At 71.7% G+C, this 21,989-nt stretch carries 20 protein-coding genes and 2 pseudogenes; 12 read left to right on the forward strand and 10 right to left on the reverse strand.

Annotated features, from left to right (window positions below; all coding sequences use genetic code 11):
• Positions 1 to 101: 101 nt before the first annotated feature.
• Positions 102 to 1,211, forward strand: a complete 1,110-nt coding sequence (locus ACH4XV_RS39585; RefSeq protein ID WP_395797937.1) for a CapA family protein — start codon at positions 102 to 104, stop codon at positions 1,209 to 1,211.
• 71 nt (positions 1,212 to 1,282) lie between these two features.
• Here ACH4XV_RS39585 and ACH4XV_RS39590 read toward each other — a convergent pair whose 3' ends face one another.
• Both ACH4XV_RS39590 and ACH4XV_RS39595 read right to left on the reverse strand, forming a co-directional pair.
• Positions 1,283 to 1,483 (reverse strand): DUF5988 family protein, encoded by a 201-nt coding sequence (locus tag ACH4XV_RS39590; protein ID WP_395797939.1) that lies wholly within the window; start codon positions 1,481 to 1,483, stop codon positions 1,283 to 1,285.
• 79 nt (positions 1,484 to 1,562) lie between these two features.
• A pseudogene (locus tag ACH4XV_RS39595) lies at positions 1,563 to 2,027 on the reverse strand (cbb3-type cytochrome c oxidase subunit I); the annotation flags it as partial.
• Between the two features lie 411 nt (positions 2,028 to 2,438).
• Between ACH4XV_RS39595 and ACH4XV_RS39600 the strand changes: the two are divergent.
• Complete coding sequence (locus ACH4XV_RS39600; RefSeq protein WP_395798060.1) at positions 2,439 to 2,939, forward strand: VOC family protein; 501 nt, start codon at positions 2,439 to 2,441, stop codon at positions 2,937 to 2,939.
• A gap of 203 nt (positions 2,940 to 3,142) precedes the next feature.
• Here the strand turns inward: ACH4XV_RS39600 and ACH4XV_RS39605 are convergent, their stop codons facing one another.
• The 3 genes from ACH4XV_RS39605 to ACH4XV_RS39615 all read right to left on the reverse strand — a co-directional run bounded on the left by ACH4XV_RS39605 (position 3,143) and on the right by ACH4XV_RS39615 (position 6,490).
• Positions 3,143 to 3,580 carry a hypothetical protein gene (locus ACH4XV_RS39605; RefSeq protein WP_395797941.1) on the reverse strand — a complete coding sequence of 146 codons (438 nt, stop codon included), beginning with the start codon at positions 3,578 to 3,580 and terminating at the stop codon, positions 3,143 to 3,145.
• 153 nt (positions 3,581 to 3,733) lie between these two features.
• Positions 3,734 to 4,714 carry an AraC family transcriptional regulator gene (locus tag ACH4XV_RS39610; protein WP_395797943.1) on the reverse strand — a complete coding sequence of 327 codons (981 nt, stop codon included), beginning with the start codon at positions 4,712 to 4,714 and terminating at the stop codon, positions 3,734 to 3,736.
• 648 nt (positions 4,715 to 5,362) lie between these two features.
• The gene (locus ACH4XV_RS39615; RefSeq protein ID WP_395797945.1) at positions 5,363 to 6,490 is read right to left on the reverse strand and encodes an FAD-dependent monooxygenase; all 1,128 of its coding nucleotides are present in this window, start codon (positions 6,488 to 6,490) and stop codon (positions 5,363 to 5,365) included.
• 573 nt (positions 6,491 to 7,063) lie between these two features.
• Between ACH4XV_RS39615 and ACH4XV_RS39620 the strand changes: the two genes are divergently transcribed.
• From ACH4XV_RS39620 to ACH4XV_RS39640, 5 genes are all read left to right on the forward strand, one after another.
• Positions 7,064 to 8,125, forward strand: a complete 1,062-nt coding sequence (locus ACH4XV_RS39620) for an alpha/beta hydrolase family protein (protein WP_395797947.1) — start codon at positions 7,064 to 7,066, stop codon at positions 8,123 to 8,125.
• Positions 8,122 to 8,733 carry a S41 family peptidase gene (locus tag ACH4XV_RS39625; protein ID WP_395798062.1) on the forward strand — a complete coding sequence of 204 codons (612 nt, stop codon included), beginning with the start codon at positions 8,122 to 8,124 and terminating at the stop codon, positions 8,731 to 8,733. Before ACH4XV_RS39620 ends, ACH4XV_RS39625 begins: the two co-directional genes overlap by 4 nt.
• Before the next feature lie 601 nt (positions 8,734 to 9,334).
• Positions 9,335 to 9,679 (forward strand): hypothetical protein, encoded by a 345-nt coding sequence (locus ACH4XV_RS39630; protein ID WP_395797949.1) that lies wholly within the window; start codon positions 9,335 to 9,337, stop codon positions 9,677 to 9,679.
• A gap of 287 nt (positions 9,680 to 9,966) precedes the next feature.
• A complete protein-coding gene (locus tag ACH4XV_RS39635; RefSeq protein ID WP_395797951.1) occupies positions 9,967 to 10,941 on the forward strand; it encodes a GlxA family transcriptional regulator in 975 nt (324 codons plus the stop codon).
• A 77-nt stretch (positions 10,942 to 11,018) separates the two neighbouring features.
• A complete protein-coding gene (locus ACH4XV_RS39640) occupies positions 11,019 to 11,750 on the forward strand; it encodes an SDR family NAD(P)-dependent oxidoreductase (RefSeq protein WP_395797953.1) in 732 nt (243 codons plus the stop codon).
• Between the two features lie 735 nt (positions 11,751 to 12,485).
• Here ACH4XV_RS39640 and ACH4XV_RS39645 read toward each other — a convergent pair.
• The 3 genes and pseudogenes from ACH4XV_RS39645 to ACH4XV_RS39655 all read right to left on the reverse strand — a co-directional run bounded on the left by ACH4XV_RS39645 (position 12,486) and on the right by ACH4XV_RS39655 (position 13,893).
• Positions 12,486 to 12,695 carry a tautomerase family protein gene (locus ACH4XV_RS39645; protein WP_395797955.1) on the reverse strand — a complete coding sequence of 70 codons (210 nt, stop codon included), beginning with the start codon at positions 12,693 to 12,695 and terminating at the stop codon, positions 12,486 to 12,488.
• 113 nt (positions 12,696 to 12,808) lie between these two features.
• A pseudogene (locus ACH4XV_RS39650) lies at positions 12,809 to 13,037 on the reverse strand (oxidoreductase); the annotation flags it as partial.
• A gap of 52 nt (positions 13,038 to 13,089) precedes the next feature.
• Positions 13,090 to 13,893 carry an SDR family oxidoreductase gene (locus ACH4XV_RS39655; protein WP_395797957.1) on the reverse strand — a complete coding sequence of 268 codons (804 nt, stop codon included), beginning with the start codon at positions 13,891 to 13,893 and terminating at the stop codon, positions 13,090 to 13,092.
• A 78-nt stretch (positions 13,894 to 13,971) separates the two neighbouring features.
• Here ACH4XV_RS39655 and ACH4XV_RS39660 point away from each other — a divergent pair, with 78 nt between their 5' ends.
• The 4 genes from ACH4XV_RS39660 to ACH4XV_RS39675 all read left to right on the forward strand — a co-directional run bounded on the left by ACH4XV_RS39660 (position 13,972) and on the right by ACH4XV_RS39675 (position 18,509).
• Entirely contained in the window at positions 13,972 to 14,841 is an 870-nt protein-coding gene (locus ACH4XV_RS39660) for a helix-turn-helix transcriptional regulator (protein ID WP_395798064.1), read from the forward strand.
• 225 nt (positions 14,842 to 15,066) lie between these two features.
• Positions 15,067 to 16,566, forward strand: coding sequence for an amidase (locus ACH4XV_RS39665; RefSeq protein ID WP_395797959.1), 1,500 nt, complete (start codon positions 15,067 to 15,069; stop codon positions 16,564 to 16,566).
• The gene (locus ACH4XV_RS39670) at positions 16,563 to 17,798 is read left to right on the forward strand and encodes an MFS transporter (RefSeq protein ID WP_395797961.1); all 1,236 of its coding nucleotides are present in this window, start codon (positions 16,563 to 16,565) and stop codon (positions 17,796 to 17,798) included. The genes ACH4XV_RS39665 and ACH4XV_RS39670 overlap by 4 nt, the downstream gene beginning before the upstream one ends.
• A 9-nt stretch (positions 17,799 to 17,807) precedes the next feature.
• Entirely contained in the window at positions 17,808 to 18,509 is a 702-nt protein-coding gene (locus ACH4XV_RS39675) for a FadR/GntR family transcriptional regulator (protein ID WP_395797963.1), read from the forward strand.
• 28 nt (positions 18,510 to 18,537) lie between these two features.
• Here the strand turns inward: ACH4XV_RS39675 and ACH4XV_RS39680 are convergent, their stop codons facing one another.
• Entirely contained in the window at positions 18,538 to 19,644 is a 1,107-nt protein-coding gene (locus ACH4XV_RS39680) for a Gfo/Idh/MocA family protein (RefSeq protein ID WP_395797965.1), read from the reverse strand.
• Positions 19,645 to 19,808: 164 nt separating this feature from the next.
• Here ACH4XV_RS39680 and ACH4XV_RS39685 point away from each other — a divergent pair, with 164 nt between their 5' ends.
• Positions 19,809 to 20,435, forward strand: a complete 627-nt coding sequence (locus tag ACH4XV_RS39685; RefSeq protein WP_395797967.1) for a TetR/AcrR family transcriptional regulator — start codon at positions 19,809 to 19,811, stop codon at positions 20,433 to 20,435.
• Between the two features lie 898 nt (positions 20,436 to 21,333).
• Here ACH4XV_RS39685 and ACH4XV_RS39690 read toward each other — a convergent pair.
• On the reverse strand, positions 21,334 to 21,936 hold the full coding sequence (locus tag ACH4XV_RS39690; RefSeq protein WP_395797969.1) for a TetR/AcrR family transcriptional regulator: 603 nt from the start codon (positions 21,934 to 21,936) through the stop codon (positions 21,334 to 21,336).
• Positions 21,937 to 21,989: the final 53 nt, after the last annotated feature.

The raw sequence follows: 21,989 nt of genomic DNA on the forward strand, positions 1-21,989 counted from the left end.
GGGCCGGGCGCCCGGGTGGCCGGCGCACCCCAAGGGTGAGCCCGTTCCGATGGCTCGCCCGCGACATCACACACCCCCGCCTGCGGTGGAACCCTGGAACCATGAAGAACCGCCACGTGACGCTGTGCCTGTGCGGAGACGTGATGCTGGGCCGCGGCATCGACCGGATTCTTCCGCACCCGGGTGATCCGGCGCTGCGTGAGGCATTCGTCGGCGACGCCGGCGAATACGTGCGATTGGCGGAGGCGGCCAACGGACCGATTCCCCGACCGGTGGGATTCCGCCGGCCCTGGGGCGATGCCCTGGACATCCTCCATGCGGAGGCGCCCGACGTCCGGGTCGTGAACCTGGAGACCGGCATCACCACCAGCGACGACTTCGAACCGTTCAAGGCCGTGCACTACCGGATGCACCCCGACAACATCCCGTGCCTCGAGGCGGTCCGGCCCGATGTCTGCGTCCTGGCGAACAACCATGTCCTCGACTTCGGCCGTGCGGGTCTTGTGGATACCCTCGACGCGCTGCACCGGGCCGGGCTGCGCACCGCCGGCGCGGGGGGCGACATCGAGGAGGCCCGACGTCCTGCGATGGTGCCCGTCGGGGAAGGTGGGCGGGTACTGGTCTTTGCCCAGGGGATGCCCTCCAGTGGGGTGCCGCCCGATTGGGCCGCGACCGAGAACCGCGCAGGCGTCGACTTCACCCACGACGCGTCGGAGCGAGGTGCCGAGGAACTCGTCGCACGGGTGGGTCGGGCGAAACTCCCGGGGGACATCGTGGTCGCGTCCGTGCACTGGGGCTCGAATTGGGGCTATGACATCCCGGCATCGCGGATTCGGTACGCGCACCGCCTGATCGACGGCGGCGTCGACGTCGTGCACGGTCACTCCTCGCACCATCCGCGCGCGATCGACGTGTACCGGAACAAACTCATCCTGTACGGCTGCGGCGACTGCGTCGACGACTACGAAGGGATCCGCGGCTACGAGTACTACCGCGACGACCTGCGACTCCTGTACTTCGCCACCGTGGCGCGCGACACGGGAGAACTGTCCGGTCTGCGCATGGTGCCCCTGCGGGCCGTCAAGATGCGTCTTGGGCGCGCGTCACGAGTGGATGTCGAGTGGCTGGCGGACACGCTCACCCGAGCCGGCCGCCCCTTCGGGACCGAGGTGACCCCGGAGTTCGACAACCGCCTCACGCTCCACCACTGACCGCATGCGTACGCCGCCGTGGCCATCGAAGCGGGCCGCCGTCGGCTGCCACTTGCTTCCGTTCGCCGTGGTCAGTCGGCGACCTCGGTCCTTTCCCACCACTCGTAGACGGGCAACCTGCCCTCCGGGGTCTCCCGGTGTCGCGAGGTGCTCTTGAAGTGCTCGTATCCATTGCGGAACGGGATCTTCAGCTCGACTCCGGGCGGAGTGATCGGGACGATCCGCTCCGGCATGTCGTCCGGTCCACCCTCGAGGTATGCGCGTTGGCTCATGTTCGGCCTATCCCACGTACTCCGGGTTCCAATCCCGGCATCGGTCTTCGGGTGCACGCGCGTGCCGGGCGCCGGACCCTCACAGGCCTCGGCCCGAGTCCGATCCGGGACGCGGGTTCGAGTCGTCGATCCCGTCCCCTACCGGCCGGGTTCGGCGCACGCCGAGCATGGCGATCTCCGGATACCGCGCGTCGAAGGCCGGGCACTCGGAGCGGATGCGCGGCAGCGCGGTGAAGTTGTGCCGGGGTGGCGGACACGAGGTCGCCCATTCCAACGAACGCCCGTACCCCCACGGGTCGTCGACGGCGACCTTCTTGCCGGTCTTGTAGGTCAGCCACACGTTGTACAGGAACGGCAGGGTCGACGCCCCCAACAGGAACGCCCCGATGGAGGACAGCGAGTTCAGGGCCGTGAGGCCGTCGCCGGACAGATAGTCGGCGTACCGGCGGGGCATGCCCCGGACGCCGAGCCAGTGCTGTACCAGGAACGTGGTGTGGAAGCCGACGAACAGGCACCAGAAGTGCACCCGGCCCAGGCGTTCGTCGCGTGTAGCCGATCACCTTGTGGTCCGTGGTGGTCAGCCGGCCGACCACTCAGGCCCCGGCGCCCGCCCGTTCACCACCCGGGGGCAGGAGCGGGGCCACGTCGCGTTCGGCTTCCCGACTCACACTCACGTCAGTCCTCCCGACCGGCGAGGGCCCGGCGCGGGTCCGTACCGGGCCCTCGCCGGTGCGGCGGGATATTCGCCCCAAAGCCTCTCCGCGCAACGTATCCCGCATGGTGCGCCCGCCCGCCGAGACGCGCGGGCATCGCGAGCACAGTGCCCCATTCGGCGCTACCGGAGCCCCCACCCGTCGGTCCGCGCCTCCCGGATCCCGCCCATGGGTTCGCGCGGCAGACCGAATGGCGGGCGGCCTTCGGGCCCAGGCGGGTGACCGGCAACTCGGGCTACGGCGTGCCTGGCGCGTGGCGCTGCGCCGCATGCCACGCTGATCCCGCGTGTCCGGTATGCCCGGCATACCGCCTTGCCCGAGTCGACAGTCGTGCCCGACCGTCGGCCGCGATCGACTTCTATGTGTCCGTCCTCGGCGCGACCGAGCGCATGAGAATGGCCGCGCCGGGCGGCAGGATCGGCCATGCCGAGCTACAGCTGGGCACCTCGATCGTCATGCTCGCGGACGAGTTCCCGGACGTGGGCTTCCGGAGCCCGAAGGCCGTGGGTGGTACGCCTATGACGCTTCATGTGTACGTCGAGGACGTCGATGCGGTCTTCGCCGATGCCCTCGCCAAGGGCGCCCGGGAACTGCGGGCGGTGAAGGACGAGTTCTACGGCGACCGGACGGGCCGGTTCGAGGACCCCTTCGGTCACCGCTGGAGCGTCGCTTCGCACGTCGAGGACGTCTCCGAACATGAGATGGCGAAGCGGGCCGAGGAAGCCACGCAGAGCGGCGGCTGACGATTCACGGACCCTCGGGTCGCGTCCGCGGTGGTGACCTCTTTGGTGGCGGCCTCGATCGCCGCGGTGAACAGGCGGTGTTCGTCCCGAGTGGTTCCCTGCATGACAGGGACACGATTGAAGCGACCGGCCAACCCATCGGGTCCGAAGCCGACCCGTACGTCGGCCGCACCCGCGTCGCCCCCGCCGGCCGGGTTCGGTGCTCAGTCCCAGACCAGGGATACGACCCGGTGGCCTTCGGGGATGTCGGGAAGATCCGTGAACCGGTCGACCCGGTACACGAGTCCTTCGATCGCCCCGTCGGCACACAACGATTCGTGGTCCACCCGGCGTTCGATCTCCCGCGTCGAGGCGCTCGTGCACACGGCGACGGCCTCGGCCATGATGCCGCCGCGACAGACGAGGTCGTCGTGCGGTTGCACACGGATCCACGCGACGTCGGGCGCTTCTTGAAGAACGCGCAACCGCCGGTGGATCTCCGCGAGTTCGGGACGTGCGTCGGCGGGGCGGTCCACCTCCCATTGGTTCGGGGCGAGGGAGTCCTGCGCGTGGTTGCCCACGAAGAACTCGTCGAGCGAGAGCAGTGGGAGGGCTCCGCCGGCGGCCTCGGAACGGGCGATGAGTTCGATGGATGTGATCACAAGGTTACGGTACGGCCTGCGGCGAACGGCTCGATCGGACACCTCCGCATGGTCGGCTCGCGCCGTCGGGGCGTCGAGGGTCCGGGCGCGTGGGCAGGGGGAGGGATCCGTTGGCGGTCACAACGAACTCGTCGATCTCCGGTCGGTGTCGGGCTACCTGCGGAGCGCGGTGTGGGAAGGCAGTTCGGCGAAACGGTCGCGATACTCGCCGGCGAAGCGGCCAAGATGCGAGACGCCCCACCGGTAGGCGATCGTGCCGACGGGGTCGGCGGAGGTGAGGATGTTCTCCCGAATCCGGTCGAGCCGCAGGTTGCGGACGTAGGCCATGGGCGAGAGGCCGAGCCGGTCGCGGAATGCGGAGCCGAGGGTCCGTGGGCTGCAGCCTGCGGCGTCGGCGATGTCGCCGAGCCTGATGTGCTCGGCGAGATTCGCCTCGATGAACGCGAGGGCCGCCCGCAAGGAGCGCGGGTAGCCGGGTTGCGGCCCGTCGTGCAACTCGCCGGTGTGCGAGTGCGGTTGGCCCAGGAGCAGGGCGGTGACCAGGCAACGCACCTGGCTGCGCTGGAGCTCCTCGCGCAGGAACAGCGGGTTGCCCGAGTCCAACTGTTCGAGCAGGGAACCGACCAGCAGCCGCACCGTCCGGCCCTTGGACTCGGCCAGGTCGAGAGCGAAATCGAAGCGCACGGTGGACACCGGGGGATGCCCGGTCAGCGCGGCGAATTCCTGGTCGACCAGGGCGGCGGCGATCCGCAGGCCCAGGAACCGCGTCCTTTGGCCGCGCAGGGGGCGTAGTTCCTGGGTGTCTCCGGGGTTGGCGACTCCCGCCGTCGCCTCGTCGAGGTCGGCCCGCAGGCCGCCGCACGATGCCGAGATGGCGCCGGAGAAACCGATGTTGACGAAGTAGGAGCCACGGCCACGGCCCTCGGTCGAGGCGACGCGCACGTCGAGTGGCGAGGCGAAGTAGCCCACCGCGAAGTCGTGTGCGGCGACGCCGCGTAGTTCGTGATCGCCGCCGCACAGTTCGTCCAGAGGCGATGTGGTGATCGAGCCGCCGAACAGGCGGGTGGCGGCGTTGAGCAGGTCGGCGGGGTTTCGGGATCTGGTGATGAGGTGGTTGCGCAGCGGGGTCGGCACGATGTGGGGTCACCTCCCTGGGGGCCATTGTCAGTCGTACGGCCGGCGCGTCGACATCGTCCGCGCCGGCTGCGCCGAACGCGATCAGGTCGGTAGTGGGCGTTCTCGCGCAACCGCACCACGTACTGCTCCGGTGAGCCTTCGGCCGCCGGAAACGAGACGCCGGTGTCACCGCCGTCTCGGTGAGCCCCCACAACTCGGTGCAGAACCGGCGCTGTTCGGCGAGATTCGGCATGGCGATGTCGATGTGCAGGGTGGCGAACCCGCGTTCGCGCAGCAGTCGGCCACGCGCGTAGCTCGCCTCCTTCCCTCCACCCCGCCCCACATCATGACCACCGAAAGGGGCACGGCTCCCGTGGGTGGGCGTGCCACGAAGAACCGCAGCACCTCCCCTCTCCGGCACGCCCGCCGAAGGGCAACGTCACGTGCCGAACCGGCACGCGCTCCAGCGCGGACACCCGGCCGAAGTACTCCACGGCCCGGTCGTACGCGTGCTGCTTCGCCGGGTGCAGCGGGGAGGGGGATATCGGCCCAGGAACGCGAACTGATACGTCTGCCACCAGTTCTCCAGCGCTTCGTCGCGGTCGCCGCTCTCCTCGTCCGTCGCGCGAAGGGCGGGTCGTCGAAGACGCCGTCCCCGTTGGCTGGTTACGCGGGCTCGGCCATGAGCCGGTGGCAGGAATCGACCAGCGGATACGCCTCGGAGTGGCGCTGCGCCCGCTCCAGGCCGACGATCGCCACCGAGGTCTCCACGAGCGTTCGGCAGCGCTGCGTACGCCGGTCGACGAACGCCCGGATCCCCGCGCCGACCGATGCCTGCCGCCCGAGTTCCCGGGCCAGCAGGAGACCGTCCTCGACGGCCAAGGCGGCGCCACTGGCCATCTGCGGTGCGGGCGCGTGCGCGGCGTCACCGATGACCACGCTGTTGCCCCGATTCCAGGCGCCCGCCAAGAGCGCCGTCAGCACCGGGCGGCGCACCACCGATTCCGACCCGGACACCAAGGAGCGGATCTCCCGCACCCGACCGGGGAAGGCCTCCAGCAGCTCCTGCAGGCGCGGGGCGAGCCGGGTGTCGGGCAAAATGCTGCGTTCCACCCCGTTCTCGGTCAGGAACACGTACGCCCGCGTGTCCGAGAGCGGCACGAGGCCGGCCGTGTCGCTCTTCCCGGCGAACTGATGGATCCCGGTGGCCCACGGCGGGCGGGGCACCAGAGCCCGCCAGACCATCTGCCCGTGAAAGTCGAGTGAGGTCCGCAGCCCCAGCAGGTCCCGCGTCGCCGAGCGGATCCCGTCCGCGCCCACCAGCAGCGCCACCTCGCGGACCGTCCCGTCCGACAACCGCGCCCGGACGGCCTCACCCTGCTGCTCCACCGCGGTGACGGTCACTCCGTGGCGTATCTCCACGCCGCACCGCTCGGCTCTCGCGCGCAGGATCCGGTGCAGTACGGGGCGCGCGATGCCGACCATCGCCGGTCGCCGCGCACCGATCAGGCGCGGCAACCGGATCTCGTCCGCCCGCTCGCCGTTCACGTCCACGTGCGTGATCGTGTTCATGCCGAAGCCCTCGGCCAGACACGCGTCCGCCAGGCCCGACTCGTCCAGCGCGCGCAGCGAAGGACCGGTCAGACACAAGCCCCATCCGGACGTCGCCTCCGCCGGGCCGACCTCGACGATCTCGACCCGCCACCCGTCGCGTGCCAGAGCGCCGGCCGCGGTCAGACCGGCCACCCCCGCACCCACGATCACGGCCGTCCGCGCACCGCGATAGCCGTTCATATACGCCTCCAGAGCGCCGATTTCCTCGGAACCCTAGGACGCGTCGGCGCTCGGCCTCATCCGAATCGGGCGGCGACCATCCACTGCCGGCAGGCGATCGTTCCTGCGGTCGTGGATGCTCGGCGCGAGGATGCGTGGGCGCCGGATGCCCCGGTGATCCGGTGGAGTTGCCGAGCGCGCCGACGGTGGCTGATGCCGGGAGGTGTCGCCTTCGGATGCCACGTACGGACCCGCCCGGGTCGCCGGCCCGCGCCTCCCGCACGCGGCTCCGGTTCGTCGGTCCTGCGGTCTTCGGGTCTTCCGGTGTGTGCGTGCTGGGGTTACCCCCCGATCGTTCGTGGGCCTCGGTGGAGTGAACGAGAGGGTGGATTTTTCTAGCGTGGAGGCATGAAATCCTTACGGCGCGGAGCGCGCGCAATCGGAATCGGTAGGCGATACGGGCGAGTGGCCCGGAGTACGGGCGTCGTGTGCGTCGGTGTCCTGCTGGCGTGTTCGGGTCCGGCTCCGGCGGCGTCGGCGGCCGGTGGCGAGGGGGCCGGTCGCGGGACTCTCCTGTCGCACCGCGTCGAACGGTTGACCCGGGCGCAGGTGCGGGACGCGCTCGGGGCCGAGCAACTGCCCGAAACCGACGCCCGCTACACGATCGACGTCCACCGGGTCCGCTATCGCACCATCGACTCCCAGGGGCGGCCGACCGTGGCGAGCGGTGTCGTCGCGATCCCCAGAGACGCCCCTCGCGAGCAGCGGGTGGTCGTGTACGAGCACGGCACCACAGTCGAGCGTGCGGGCGCGCCGAGCGGGCCGAACGCGCACGACAACCTGACCTACCCGCTGTACTTCGCGAGCGCGGGCCACTTCACCGTCGCGCCCGACTACCTCGGCCTGGGCAGCGGCCCCGGCTTCCACCCCTACGAGCACGCCGCCTCGGAGGCGACGGCGTCCCTCGACCTGATCCGGGCCGCCCGCCGACTGGCGGATCGGGCCCACCTCCGGCTCGACGAACGGGTGTTGGTCACCGGGTTCTCCCAGGGCGGCCACGCGGCGATGGCACTGGCGCGGTCGTTGGACGGCGGCGCGGATCCGCACCTGCGGCTCGGCGCGCTCGCCCCGGTTGCCGGCCCCTACGACCTGGACGGGGTGATGCGGCCGGCCGCGCTCGCGTACCAGGGCAGGGAGACCAACCTCTCGCTGGCCTACCTCATGCTCGCCTGGGGTCCCATTTACGGTCTGTATCGGAACCCGGCGGAGGTCTTCCGCGCGGATCAGGTCGACAACGTGACGACCCTGTTCGCCGGCAATCTGCCCGACAAGGACGTGCTCGACAAGCTTCCCGACACCCTGGAAGGGCTGTTCAGGGCCGAGTTCGTGGCCCGCCTGCGCCGGCCCGACGACGTGCTCGCGGCCGCGCTGCGGGCCAACGACGCGACCTGCTCGTGGACGCCGTCGGTACCCGTCGTGCTGCTCGGCGGCGCCGCCGATCGCACGGTCCCGTTCGCGAACACCGAGAGCTGTGCCCGCCGCCTGACCGAACACGGCGCGTCCGTAAGGGTCTTGAACGTCGGCCCGGTGGACCACTTCGCGTCGCGTCGAATCGCCACTCCGCAGGTACTCGCCGAATTCGCCCGACAGGACTGAACCAAAGCGTCGGATTTGATGCCTTCTCCCCGGGCGTCGCCCGGGAGATCCTCAAGGCCATCGCCGATCTCCGGGCGACGACGACACTCACCGGCGTGATCTTCGACGTACGCGGCAACCGCGGCGGCGTCGCCGACGAAGGCAACATACTGCTGGGCGCCTTCATCCACGACGCGACGGTCCTCTCCTTCTGCGACGCCAACGGCCGGTGCGACCCCCAGCGCGTCGACGACAACACCCGGCTGCTGCACCTGCCGATGGTCACCCTCACCGACGACGGCTGTGCCTCCGCCTGCGAGGCGTTCGCGACCGGCGTCGAGGACCTGCACCTGGGCGCCCTGATCGGCACCCGCACCGCGGGCGTGAACTCCGGTCCCGCCCGGTTGTACGCACTCGCCGACAACACGAGCGCGATCCGCTTCCCGTCGCAGCGTGCCATCGGCGCCAACGGCGAGATCGTCGACGGCATCGGCGTACCCCCCCGACATCTACGCGCCGCTGACCGCCGCGGACCGCTCCACGGGCCGGGACCCGGCCCTCGTTCAGGCGACATCGCTCCTCGAACACCAGCCAGAAAAAAGCCAGTCCCCCGGGCCCACAGCCGCTGAAGCCCCACAGCACCCACTTCGGCATGACGCAGGGCCAGTGGCCGTTCCCTCGCATCCCGAGGGGCGGCCTTCCGGGCGGTTCGGGGACCGGTCGTCGCGGTGTGATCGCGGATACGTGGCCGGATGCGGGCGGGGTGGGCCACGTGGCGGCGAGGCGTCATTCTTCGATCTCGGTACTGCCGCTGCGGGTTCCTCGGATACGGCAGTGGCGCGGCCGCTGATGGTGCGGCGTCTTCCGGCGCCCTCCTCCGGCCCGCCCGACGGCCGTTTCGGTCCACCGCGAACCCGTGCCCACCCCCGGTAGCCGGCCAATGTGCCGATCGAGGCCTTGGTTTGTGCCCGACCGAAGGGGGGCGTTTGCGCCCGTGGGCGGCGTGTGGCCGGATGGCGTCCGGGTCGCGTGGGTGTCGCGGCTGGTGGGCGAGGGTTGGCGGCGCGGCCGATTTCCAACGGTGCCGGGCGCGAGCCCTTGCCGGCGTGCGGGTGCGCGATGAGACTTCCCATGCACGCTCTGCGGTGACCGGGGTGCGGGACAGGCTCCGATCTCGGCCTTCGGCCATCGGTTCTGTCCCATGGACGAACATCCAGGAGTGCAAATCCCATGTCGCGATCGAAAGTTCGCTCCGCGCTGCTCGCTCTGGGCACCGCGGCGACCATGTTCGCCACCACTCAGACATCCGCCGTGGCGACCGAGGCTCCGGCGCCGGCCCCGACGTACAGTTCGTATTCCTGCACGGTCCCGCCCGGCTACACCTATACCGCCGCCACCCTCGTCACGTTCTGCGGGGGCACCGGTTTCAGCCCGTACTACACCATCGAGCTGCCCTTCACGGGCCTGCAGGCCTGCCTCGTGCCACCCGGCTTCACCTATACGGGGTCCACCAAGGTGACGTGGTGCGACCCCCACGGACGGTTCAGCAACCTGTACACCCTCCTGAAGATCTGACCCCCGCGAACGCGGGGTGGACGGTGGCCCGTACGACCCACGCGGGGTCGCACGGGCCACCGCTCGGCCAGGCCACGCCCATGTCGCGCGTGGTCGTGGGTCGAACGGTGCGGCAACTCTCGATGTCGGCACCGAGCACCGCTCGCTGACCCCCTGCGGGTCCTGTTCCTGTCCGCGCGGGCGACCCGTGCCCGCCGCGGCGCCGAAAGCGCAGGGGCGGGCCGTGGCGTGATGTGTGGGTTGTCCGTCGTTGACGCCGTTCGTGCAGGTCAGGCAGCCTTGCGGGTATGCGTCGGGTGGTTTTTGTGGTGTACGAGGGGTTCCAGGCGGTCGACCTGGTCGGCCCGCATGCGGTGTTCGATTACACGCGGCAGGCGGCCGGCGGCTACGACTGCCGATTGGTGGCGCCACGCGCCGGTGTGGTCCGCTCCTCCAGCGGCCTGCCGATGCTCGCCGAGTGTGGAATCGACGAGCTCGCCCCCGAGGGATTGGACACCCTCGTCGTCGTGGGCGGACCGGGTGTCGACGACGCGCGCCGCGACCCCGAACTGGTCGCGTGGATCGCCGCCGCCGCGGCCGGAGCCAGACGGGTGGCGTCGGTGTGCAGCGGGGCGCTCCTCCTCGCCGCCACGGGATTCCTCGCCGGGCGACGGGTCACCACGCACTGGGCCCGCGCGCGGCAACTCGCCGACGAGCATCCCGAGTCGACGGTGGACTGCGACCCGATCTTCGTCCGGGACGGTCCCGTGTGGACCTCGGCCGGGGTCGGCGCCGGCATGGACCTCGCGCTCGCCCTGGTGGAGGACGACCACGGCCCGGAACTCGCGTTGGCCGCCGCGCGCGAGATGGTGCTGTACCTGCGGCGTCCGGGCGACCAGTCGCAGTTCAGCGTCCCCCTGTGGTCGGCGCAACCGACCACGGACCCGATCCGCAAGGCCGTACGGGCGATCCAGGACGACCCCGGCGGCCGGCACACCGTCACGTCCTTGGCCGCCCACGCCGGCCTGAGCCCGCGTCACCTACAACGCCGCTTCGCCGCAGAGATCGGCGCGGGACCGGCGGCCTACGTCGAACGTGTCAGGGTGGAGGCGGCCCGGCGGGCGCTCACCGAGGCCGACGAGCCGGTGGCCACACTCGCCCGCCGCCTCGGCTTCGGCACCGCCGAGACCATGCGCCGCACCTTCCACCGCCGCGTCGGGGTCACGCCCAGCGCGTACCGCGACCGTTTCGGCGCCGGCGCAACGCGCGACGAACAGCCTTGAGCGCGACCGGAGACGGTCCGGTCACGCCCGCGCGGCACCACCGGCATTCAGTAATCACGCAACCCTTGGAGATCGACGTGGAAGAACGATTCGTCACGGTGGTCACCGGCGGAAGTCGCGGGATCGGCGCGGCCGTCTGCGCCCGCCTGGCGACCGAGGGCCACGACATCGTGCTCGGCTACCGCTCCGACGACGTCGCGGCGAAATCGGTCGCCGAAACGATCCGACAGGCCGGTCGCAGGTGTGTCACCGTCCGCGCGGACACCGCCGACGAGGCGGACGTCGACCGCCTCTTCGACCGTGCCACCGACCTCGGCCCCGTCACCGCGCTCGTGAACAACGCCGGAACCGGCGGCCCGATCGGCCGACTGACCGACGCCGACGCCGCGGGCCTGCGCAGGGCACTCGACGTCAACGTCCTCGGCTACCTCCTGTGCGCCCGACGTGCCATCCGGGATATGGCCGACAACGGCGGCGGAGCGATCGTCAACATCTCATCGGCCGCGGCCACGCTCGGCAGCCCGGGCCAGTACGTGCACTACGCCGCCGCCAAGGCCGCCGTCGACGCGATGACGGTGGGACTGTCGAAGGAGGTCGCCGCGCAGGGCATCCGCGTCAACTGTGTCGCCCCCGGTACGATCTGGACCGACTTCCACCAGGACCCCGAACGCCCCGCCAAGGTCGCCCACGCCATCCCCCTGGGCCGCGCCGGACAACCGGACGAGATCGCCGCCGCCGTCTCCTGGTTGTTGTCCGCCGACGCCTCCTACACCACCGGAGCGATCCTCCGGGTGGCCGGCGGACTGTAGCCCGAGCGGTCACACGACGGCACCACGCGGCGGTCCGTCCCCGGAATCCGGGCGACGGGCCCTTGCCCGCAGGTCGGGTCGCCGGCCCCATCGACGTCGCCGTCGAGGTCACGCACCGGCCCTGCCCCCGGGAGGCCGCCGACATCGACCGGATCCCGATCGGACTGCCCGTCGACAACTGCGTCCTCGGCGTCTCGGCCACGACGGCCGCCCGGTCGCCGCGCGGGGGAGGAGGGCGAACCGCCCATCGGCGGGCCGCCGTTGGCCCTGGGCCACCTCAACCGGCCGGAGCTCACCCGGCGGGCGTTCATACCCGCGCACGCCGACGCGTCGGTGCTCCCGCCGGCGCTGCGCCAACGCGCGGAGGAACGGCTGAACGCCCGGTCGTACACCCGGCCCCACCCGTGGCCGGGCGACCGGCCCGACGGCGAACGGCCGCTGCTGCGGCGCCTGTTGCGCGAACGCGCCGGCGGGTCGGCCGCGTCCGCCAAGGAAGACGGCCCGGACACCCTGGCGTCGATCCGGTGCAAGGTCCTGCCCCAGGCCGCGGACACCGACGACCTGCGGGCCCGCTTCGTGGCACTCGGCGGGTACGGCCTGCTCGGCGCGCATGCGGCCGCCGAGACCCACCACCGACTCGGAGTCTCCCCGCCGCCAGGCTACTTCCCGCCCAACGCCCCACTGTGGCCGAGTTTTGCCCGCCGTCGTGACCGCGGCCCACTGGCGGGGTGGGGGTCAGGCGTCGCCGTTGAGCATGGCGGCGGTCAGGACGCCGCCGGCGACACCCCAGCCGCCGTCGACGACTTCATCGATCAGTACGACGGTGGTGGAGCGGGCTCGCTCACCGTAGATCTCGGCGTACAGGTCTGTGGTGCGCTGGACGATCTTCTTCTTGTCCTCGGCGGTGACGGTGCCCGCAGGGACCTTGAAGTTGGCGAAAGGCATGGGCATTTCTCCTTGAGTGTTCTCTTCCGTGACGCGGAAGCTCGGGGCCGCGAAGGCGCGGCCGCGGGATTGGTCCCGACCGATCCCGACCGGTGCCGGCGTGGTCAATGGCGTGCGCCGGGAACCACGAGGGTGGTCTCGATGCCGAACCCGATCAGCTCGGCGGCGTAACTCTCGGCGAAGGCGTCCATCGCGGACCTGGCGGCGAAGTACGGCCCCAGGAAGGGCGGATGTCCGCCGGGTCGAGGAGAAGCCGACCCACACCGGCAGGCCCCGTCCCCGGTCGCGCATGCATGGCGGCAGCACGCGGTTCACCCGCTGCGTGGGCAGCACGTCGACGTCGTCCCGAAACCGCTCGACGCGCCCGTGACCACCACGACGTTCGGCTGCGGCATCACACCATGCCCCCATTGGCGCGCAGGACCTGGCCGTTGATCCAGTGCCCCGCCGGGCTCGCGAGGAAGGCGACCACCCGCGCGATGTCGTCGGGGGTGCCCAACCGCTCCAGGGGCGGGGTCTTGGCGAGCCGGTCGATCTCCTCGGGCGTCTTGCCGTCGAGGAACAGGTCCGTGGCGGTGGGGCCGGGCGCGACGGTGTTGACCGTGACATCGCGCCCGCGCAACTCGCGCGCGAAGATCAGCGTGAGCGACTCGACCGCCGCCTTGCTCGCCGCATACGCGCCGTACGCGGGAAACCGGGTGCCCACCACGGAGGTGGAGAACCCCACGAACGAGCCGCCCGCCCGCAGTCGCCGGGCGGCCTGCTGCGCCACGACGAAGGCGCCGCGGATGTTGGTGCGATGTACCGCGTCGAGCACCGCCAGGTCGAGCTCGGCGACGGGGGACAGGGCCAGTCGGCCGGCGCAGTTCACCACGACGTCCACGCCGCCGTACTCCCGCTCCGCCCGCTCGAACAAGGCCGCGACCGCGTGCTCGTCCGCGACGTCCGCGCGGACGGAGACCGCCCGCCCGCCGCCGGCGGTGACCGCCGCCACCGTCTCCTCGGCGGCGACCGCGTCGCGGGTGTAGTTCACCACGACCGCGAGACCGCCCCGAGCGAGTTCGAGGGAAACCGCCCGGCCGATGCCGCGCGAGCCGCCGGTGACGATGGCGACTCGCCCGGCCGCTTCGGGAGGACTGGTCGCCTCGGGAGTACTGGTCGCCTCGGCGGGAGTGGTTGTGGAGTGGTTCGTAGTCATGCCCTCCACGATGCGCTGCGCCGGCAGACGGAACCAGGGGACGCCATCCCCTGGGTCGCCGGCCCGGCCCGACGCACAATGGCGGGCATGGGATCCGTGAAATACACCGAGCTGGGAGCGTTCCTGCGCTCCCGGCGCGCCCGCATCCGCCCCGCCGACGTGGGACTTCCCCACGGGCCCCGCCGCCGGGTGCCCGGGCTGCGCCGCGACGAGGTCGCCCACCTCGCCGGCGTGTCGGTGGACTACTACAACGAACTCGAACGCGGCGCCGGATCCCAGCCCTCCGAGCAGATGATCGCCGCACTGGCGAGGGCCCTGCGCCTGACCGCCGACGAGCGCGACCACCTCTACCACCTGGCCGATCGCCCGGTGCCCGGGCCCGGCGGAGCGGCCTCGCACGTCCATCCCGGCATGCTCGACCTGCTCACCCGGCTGACCTCGACCCCCGCACAGGTCATCACCGACCTGCACGTCACGCTCATCCAGAATCCGCTCGCGGTGGCGCTGCTCGGGGACCAGTCCGGCTTCCGGGGCGCGCGGGCGAGCTTCGTGCTCCGATGGTTCACCGAACCCGACGCCCGCCGGCTGTATCCCGAAGCCGAACACGCGGGTCAGTCCCGGGCCTTCGTCGCCGACCTGCGGGCCGCCGCCGCCCGACGCGATGCCAAGGACCCCGAGGCCCGTTCGATGATCGAATCGCTCCTCGACACCTCGCCCGAATTCGCCGCCCTGTGGGCCGACCACGACGTGGCGTTCCGCCGCGACGACCGCAAACGCCTCGACCACCCCATGCTCGGCCCGATCGAGGTCAACTGCCTCAACCTGTTCAGCGAGGACGGCCGACAACGACTGCTGTGGTTCACCCCCGCGGTCGGCACCGACAGCGCCGACCTCCTCGACCTGCTCGCCGTCCTCGGCACCCAGGAGGTCACCGGACCACAACGCTGACGACTGCCCGTCTCGACGCGTCGTACGCCCGGTCGGCGCCCTTCGGTGAGGTCGCCGGGCCAGGGCATCGGAGCGGCACTCCGGGCCGGCGTTCACGCTCACGGCGGAGTAAGGCTTGCCTTGCCCTTCGGCCGAGTCCGACTCTATGGTGAAAGTCCTCAGACAACCTGAGCACCTGAGCACCTGAGGACTGGCACCTGAGGACTGAAAAAGGGAGAACGGATCATGACAGACCTTCACGGCCTGACGCTGGTCGAACAGGCCGCGGCGGTTCGTGCGCGCGTCGTCTCGCCGACCGAGCTGGTCGACCATCACCTGCGCCGAATCGAGGAGTCGGACGGTGCGCTGGGCGCCTACCGCACGGTCGACGCGACCGGCGCCCGTCGCACCGCCCGCGCGGCCGAGGAGCGGCTGGCCGGTGCCGGGGTGGGGGACGACGCCGGCCTGCCGCCGTTGCTCGGCGTGCCGCTGTCGGTGAAGGACACCTGGCCCGTCGCCGGGCTGCCTGTCACCGCGGGCTCCGCCGCCTTCGACGACCGCATCGCCCCCGCGGATGCCGCCGTGGTCGCCGCCCTCCGCACGGCAGGCGGCGTGCTGCTCGGCACCACCACGGCCGCCGAGTTCGGCTGTTCCTCCTACACCGAGACGACGTACGCCACCGCGCGCACCCCGTACGACCTCACCCGCGGCGCCGGAGGCTCCAGCGGCGGGGCCGCCGTCTCGGTCGCGGCCGGACCGACGGCCGGCGCCCTGGGCAGCGACGGCGGCGGCTCGATCCGGATTCCGGCCGCCGCCTGCCGGGTCGTCGGCCTCAAGCCGTCCCGGGGGAGGGTGACACCCGCCCCCGGAACGGACGCCCTCGGACTCGCCACCGCCGGTCCACTGGCCAGGACGGTGCCGGACGCGGCCCTGCTCCTGGACGTCATGGCGGGCGCCACCTCGGGCGACGCCTGCGCCCTGCCCGACGTCCCCACCGGCTCCCTCCGCGCCTGCGCCGAACGCGAGCCCGGCCCACTACGGATAGGGATCCCGCCCCCGGCCGACGGATGGCACCCCGAGGCCGTACTCGCCTGCCGCCGAACCGCCGACCTCCTCGCCGAACTCGGCCACCGGGTGGAGGACGCCCCGCCGCTCGATCCGGACCTCTACCTGCCGGACTTCACCGTGCTGTGGACCGTGCCGGCCGCCGCCGTACCGGTCCCGCCGGAGCGGGAGAACCGGCTGCTGCCCCTGACCCGCCGACTCCGGGCCAGGGGCGGCGGGATCGACGCGGTCCGGCTGTACACGGCCATGACGTCGCTGACCGCCACCGCCCGCGCGGTCGGCCGGCGCCACGACCGCTTCGACGCCGTACTGAGCCCGACCACGAACCAGCCGCCGCTGCCCGTCGGTTCGCTCGTCGATCCCGACGACCCCGACGACCCCGACCGCACCTTCGCGCGCATGCTCGCCGTCACCCCGCGCACACCACTGGCGAACATCACCGGCCAACCGTCGATCAGCCTGCCCCTGCACTGGACCCCTGACGGACTGCCCATCGGCGTGATGCTGACCGCCCGCCTCCACGAGGAGGCCCTCCTGCTCTCCCTCGGTGCCCAACTGGAACGCGCCTGCCCCTGGCACCACCACGCCGCCCGACAGACGGCCACACCACGGCACGCGGCCGTACCGCAGCACTCGACCCCACCGGCGGCGACGACCCGGCCCGAGCGGAGCAACCCATGAAGCGCGGCCGACTGGCCTTCCTGACCGGCACCCACATCGTCAACGACCTGTACCAGGGCGCCGTCCCGGCACTACTGCCCTTCCTGATGTCCCAGCGCCACTACAGCTACACCGCCGTCTCCGGCATCGCCCTGGCCGCGAGCGGCCTGTCCAGCGTGGTCCAGCCGCTGTTCGGCCTGCTCGTCGACCGCCGCCGCTGCGCCTGGCTCGTCCCGGCCGGCTTCCTCACCGCCGCGGCCGGGATCACCGGCGCCGGATTGGCCGACAGCTACCTGCTCACCTGGCTCTGCGCCGCGTTGGCCGGAATCGGCATCGCCGCCTACCACCCGGCCGCCACCCAACAGGCCCGAGCGGCGGGCGGCCGATCCCAGCGGGCGATGAGCCTGTTCTCCGTCGGCGGCACCCTCGGCGCCTCGCTGGCACCCGCACTGGTCACCCTCGTCGTCGGTTCATACGGATTGAACGGGACCTGGCTGCTCGCCGTCCCGGCGCTGGTCACTGCCGCGATCTGGGCCGCACAAGGCCGACGGCGGCGCACCCGCGGACCCGCCCCGGCGGCGGCCCCGTCGGCCGACCGGGCCTCCGCGAACGCCACCCACCGCGACGACTGGCGGGCCTTCGGACGACTGGTCGCGACCATCGTCGCCTGGTCGCTGCCCTACGTCACGGTCACCTCGATGCTCGCCCTGCACATCCGACGCGACCTCCACGGCTCGGCGGGAATGGGAGCCACCGCACTCACCCTGCTCACCCTCGCCGGGGCGGCCGGCACCCTGCTCGGCGGCTGGCTGGGCGACCGGCACGGACGGCTGACCCCGATCCGCGCCGGCTACGCGCTGGCCATCCCCGCGATGGCCGTCGTGGCCTTCGCGCCGTCGGTCGCCGTCGCCATGGTCGGCGCGGTGGCGTTCGGCCTGGCGATGTTCCTGCCCTTCGCCCCCCAGGTGACGCTCGCCCAGGACTACCTCCCCACCCGACCCGGCACCGCGAGCGGGCTCACCCTCGGACTCGCCATGTCCGTGGGCGGCCTCGCCGCGCCGGCGCTCGGCCGCCTGGCCGACGCGCAGGGCCTGCGAGCCGTACTCGCGCTGGTCCTCGGCGTACTGGCGCTCGCGCTCGTCGGCGCGCTGCGCCTGCACGACCGGGTGTTGCCGGAGCACAAGGCCGAGGAAGGATCGGCCGGGTCGGCCGACGAGCCGGTGCCCGGGGGAGCGGTGTCCGAAGGACGGTAGGGTCGCCCCATGACTGTTCGCCCGGTACGCCACCGCTCGCTGGTCGAGGAGGCCACGGCCGAACTGCGCAGGCTGATCGGCACGGGCGAGTGGCCGGTGGGCAGCAAACTCCCCGGCGAGGTGGAACTGAGCCGCCTCCTCGGAGTCGGCCGGACCACCTCGCGCGAGGCGGTCCGCGTACTGATCGCCGACGGCCAGTTGCGCGCGCGACAGGGCTCGGGCACGTACGTGGCCGCCGTCTCCCCGGTGTCGAGGTTCGACCGGGAACTGCGCCGCTCGGAGACCTTCCACGTGTACGAGGTCCGGGCGGCGCTGGAGGTGGAGGCGGGCCGACTGGCCGCGCAGCGGCGCACGGAGGAGGACGTGCTCGCGCTACGGGCGGCGCTCGCCGCCCGTGACGCCGCCGCCGACCCGATCGAACTCGTCGAGGCGGACCTGGAGTTGCACCGCCGAGTGGTACGCGCCGCGCACAACCCGGTACTCACCCGCCTGTTCGACTCCCTCCTCGACGCACTGCGCGAAGCGGGCGGCTACGTGGTGGCCGCCGACCACCCGCACGCCGGCACGGACCAGGACGCGATCACCGGGGCGCACCACGCTTTGGTCGAGGCGATCGCCGCAGGCGATCCCACCGCCGCCGCCGAGGCGACCGGAGCCAACCTGATCCGCACCCTCGACCAACTGCGCCCGACACAGACCACCCCGCACTGACCCGCCCCGCCGGTCTCCGGGGGCGGAATCAGCGACCGGGATCAGGCCCGGAGGCGGGGTCGGGTGCCTGCTCGAGGAGCGTGTGCAGTTCCCGGGCGGCGTGGAAGTCGGGTGTGGTGTACGTGCCTTCGCGAAGGTCGGCGGCGAGGCGCTCGTACACCCGCGCGACGTTGGCCGCCTCGATCGGCAACGCGTCGGCGGGGTCCGGGTCGAGTGGGACGGGCGTCCACTCCGGCCGTTCGGCTCGGGATTCGTACAGGTCGAGTCGGCCGATCTGGATCTGCGCGGCCCGCGGGTCGTGCTCGGGCGCGGAGGTCAGGAGAAGGTTCGACGCGGTGCCGGCGATCTCGATACGCGTCCCCGGAATGGCCGTGGCGCCGTCCCGCAGGTGGACGGACACGACCGCGCCGCCGTCGACTTCCGCGTGAACGAGGAACTGGTCGGGCGCGGTGACGGTGATCGGCGCACCGGTTTCGGCGACACGATGCCCTTCGGTGCGTATGGCCGTACGCATGGACGGGTCGCGGATCGGTCCGAGCAGGAAGCGCACGAGGTCGAGGGCGTGTCCGCCGAGGACCTCGACCAGGCCGGCGCCGTTGCGGTGGTCGTAGGTGTAGGCCGTCCAGTCGGGGACGTCGCGGGTGTTGCCCTTGGCGCGGGAACTGTACACGGTTGCCGACTGCACGGTGCCGAGCCGGCCTTCGGCGATCGTCGCCCGCGCCCTGAGTACGGCCGGCGAGAACCGGGCCTGTAGACCGACGGTGGCGTGGACACCCGCCCGTCGCGCGGCGGCGGCGAGGGTGGCGGCCTCGTCGGCCGTGGTGGCCAAGGGCCATTCGCAGTACACGTGTTTGCCGGCGTCGAGCGCGGCGGTGACCAGTTCGACGTGTGCCGGCACCTTCACCGTGACCACCACGAGGTCGACGTCGGGATGCGTGGCGAGCCGGCGCGCGTCGGTGAACGCGTGGCGGGCGCCGAATCGCACGCGCGCGGCCTCCGCGCTTTCCTCGCGGGTGGTGCCGACGGCCGCGAGCGTGAAGTGCGCCGACGCGGTGATCGCGGGGATGTGCGCGCGGGCGGCCCATCCCCGATCCGGGTTCGCGCCGAGGATTCCGACGCCGATCGGCTCGGGCATGCTCGTACCTCCATAACCGGGTCATGCTGTTCCGTTTACTCAAGATAGCAGAACCGGAACACAATGACCCGCTTGCCTGCCTGCCTGCCTGCCCGCCCGCCCGCCTCGCCCGGACCGGACGGACCGGACCCTCCGATCCACCGCATACGGCCTAAGCTGCGGTCGTGCACGAATCCGCAGTCGCCACGCTGCTCGCAGAGGGCGAGACCCGCCCGCGCGCGGACGCACGACGCAACGTCGAGCGCCTGGTCGCCGCGACCCGCCAGGCCCTGGACGAACAGGGACTCGCCATCACCACCCGCGACATCGCGCAACGCGCCGGCGTGGGCCTGGGCACGCTGTATCGGCGGATCCCGTCATTGGACGCCCTGCTCGCCGCCATCCTCACCGACACCATCGACGAGATGACCGAACGGGCCCGGACCGCACTCGACGCCCCCGACGCGTGGCAGGGATTCGTCGAGTTCGCCGAGGCGTACGTGCGACTGCGCACGTCGAGCTGCGGCCTGCACGACGTGTTGTCCGGCCGCGGCGAGGACCGCCTGAACCTGGAGCCGCACATCGCCCGCCTCGGAGCGGCGGTCCGTCACCTGGTCCGACGCGGCCAACGAACCCGCGTCATTCGCGACGACATCGACTGGCGCGACGTCCCCTTCGTACTCGCCACGGCCATCCCCACCGACCACACCATCGGCCTCGAACCGAGCGCCGACCAATGGCGCCGAAACCTACGCATCATCCTGACCGGCCTACGCGCACCGACCACCCCCGAGCCCCCCGGCCCCGGGTAGGCGACCCGCACGGAGGGACCATCGATCGCCCCCGGACGTACTGATCGAATCCCGAACGAGCCGCCGGGCCGCCGTCCTCAACCACGAGCGCCGCCTGCCACACTGTGTCGCGTCGTTGGACACGTCCTGCATCCGGCGCTGAGGGGCCCGGCCGAACTCCGCCCGCTCGGGCGTGGGTTGCCGTCCGAGTACACGAGAATGCATGGCATGGTGGGGAGTTCCGGTCCGAAGCACGCGAAGGTCGTCGCGGATCTACGATCGCGGTTCCCGAGCGGGCGGATCTGCTCAAAGGTCGACCTCGGGACCGAACCCGGAAACATGCGGTGACCGTCGCATTTCCGTGAGCCCCGATGTCCGCGCGAGGGGCCCGGCGTCGGCCACCAACGCCTCCCGCCCCCGTCCACGACCTGCGTTGACCGCGGCGTCGTCCGGCCGGCGTAGACCGACGTTCGACTTCGGGAAGGCATTCACCGTTCCCGAAAGCCGTCTGGAGCGAACCCCAATCAGTCTCCGCCAGGACTGCCCGGTAAGACGGCAAGTCGGGCTCGCGGGACACCCCAGCCTTGGAGCTGCTGTGGTTCACGGGCCGAACCTAGCCCAGACTTCCGACACTTCGTTCGCATCGTTTCCGCCCCCGCGCCCTTTCCGACGGCCGCCTCGGCGGGTGCGGCCTGGAACGCCCGGTCGGTGCCACGAGTACGCCTGTGGTGCGACTTCTTCACCTTGCGGCTCCCGACCGGGCGCCCGCCCCTGCGACGGCGGGTTCGGGTTCGCCTCGCCGTTCCGGGTGTTGTCGGCCTGTCGGCGGGGCCTCGTCGTCGCGGTGCGCCGTCGATGTCGTCGTCCGCCCTGTCCGTGTTCTCGTTCTGTCCCTGTCGTCGGTGCCGGTCGAGGCCGGTCAGGTCGGGTGGGTGAACAGATGGTCGAGGTGGTGGGTGATGGCGGTGATGGCTTGTCGGGGTTCGATCACGCCGAGTTCGAGGAGGGGCGTCAGACCCGTGAGGGCCAGGAGGAGGTCGGTTTCCGTGGCGGGGTCGTGGTCGGGGGTGATGTGGCCGTCGGTGATGGCTTGGCGGACGATGCGCTCGACGAGGTCGCGGCCGTGGATCAGGTCCCGGCGTACGCGTGTGTGGATGTTCGCGTCGTGCAGGGCTTCCAGGACGTAGGCAGCGCTCATCCGGCTGGTCGCGCGCGCGTCGGGGTGCAGCGGAAGCATCTCCGTGAGCATCACCCGGAGCACGTCGCGTGGGTGTGCCGGGTCGCCGAGTTCCGCGACGCGTTCGGCGACGCGTTGCGCGGTTTGCTCGGACGCGAGGTCCATGGCGAAGACCAGCATTTCCTCGCGGGTGGCGAAGTAGTGCTGCACCGCCCCGTGGGACAGGCCCGCCTCGTGGGCCACTTCGCGAACGCTCGCGTGGGCGATGCCGCGTTGTTCGACCACGCGCCACAGCGCCCGGGCGATCGTCTCGCGGCGTTCGCGGTGGTCCACCTGCTTGGGCATCGCCCACCCCTCCCTGTTCCAATACGGTTGACATAATACAGTCGACCGGTCAA

The organism is Embleya sp. NPDC020630 (assembly GCF_044334985.1).
GTDB lineage: Bacteria > Actinomycetota > Actinomycetes > Streptomycetales > Streptomycetaceae > Embleya.

What these genes read in the sequence shown, in the direction of transcription:
- ACH4XV_RS39585 (WP_395797937.1), top strand. Translation starts at nt 102, where the DNA reads ATGAAGAACCGCCACGTGACGCTGTGCCTGTGCGGAGACGTGATGCTG.
- ACH4XV_RS39590 (WP_395797939.1), bottom strand. Translation starts at nt 1,483, where the DNA reads ATGAGCCAACGCGCATACCTCGAGGGTGGACCGGACGACATGCCGGAG.
- ACH4XV_RS39615 (WP_395797945.1), bottom strand. Translation starts at nt 6,490, where the DNA reads ATGAACGGCTATCGCGGTGCGCGGACGGCCGTGATCGTGGGTGCGGGG.
- ACH4XV_RS39630 (WP_395797949.1), top strand. Translation starts at nt 9,335, where the DNA reads ATGTCGCGATCGAAAGTTCGCTCCGCGCTGCTCGCTCTGGGCACCGCG.
- ACH4XV_RS39635 (WP_395797951.1), top strand. Translation starts at nt 9,967, where the DNA reads ATGCGTCGGGTGGTTTTTGTGGTGTACGAGGGGTTCCAGGCGGTCGAC.
- ACH4XV_RS39645 (WP_395797955.1), bottom strand. Translation starts at nt 12,695, where the DNA reads ATGCCTTTCGCCAACTTCAAGGTCCCTGCGGGCACCGTCACCGCCGAG.
- ACH4XV_RS39655 (WP_395797957.1), bottom strand. Translation starts at nt 13,893, where the DNA reads ATGACTACGAACCACTCCACAACCACTCCCGCCGAGGCGACCAGTACT.
- ACH4XV_RS39660 (WP_395798064.1), top strand. Translation starts at nt 13,972, where the DNA reads ATGGCGGGCATGGGATCCGTGAAATACACCGAGCTGGGAGCGTTCCTG.
- ACH4XV_RS39665 (WP_395797959.1), top strand. Translation starts at nt 15,067, where the DNA reads ATGACAGACCTTCACGGCCTGACGCTGGTCGAACAGGCCGCGGCGGTT.
- ACH4XV_RS39670 (WP_395797961.1), top strand. Translation starts at nt 16,563, where the DNA reads ATGAAGCGCGGCCGACTGGCCTTCCTGACCGGCACCCACATCGTCAAC.
- ACH4XV_RS39675 (WP_395797963.1), top strand. Translation starts at nt 17,808, where the DNA reads ATGACTGTTCGCCCGGTACGCCACCGCTCGCTGGTCGAGGAGGCCACG.
- ACH4XV_RS39680 (WP_395797965.1), bottom strand. Translation starts at nt 19,644, where the DNA reads ATGCCCGAGCCGATCGGCGTCGGAATCCTCGGCGCGAACCCGGATCGG.
- ACH4XV_RS39690 (WP_395797969.1), bottom strand. Translation starts at nt 21,936, where the DNA reads ATGCCCAAGCAGGTGGACCACCGCGAACGCCGCGAGACGATCGCCCGG.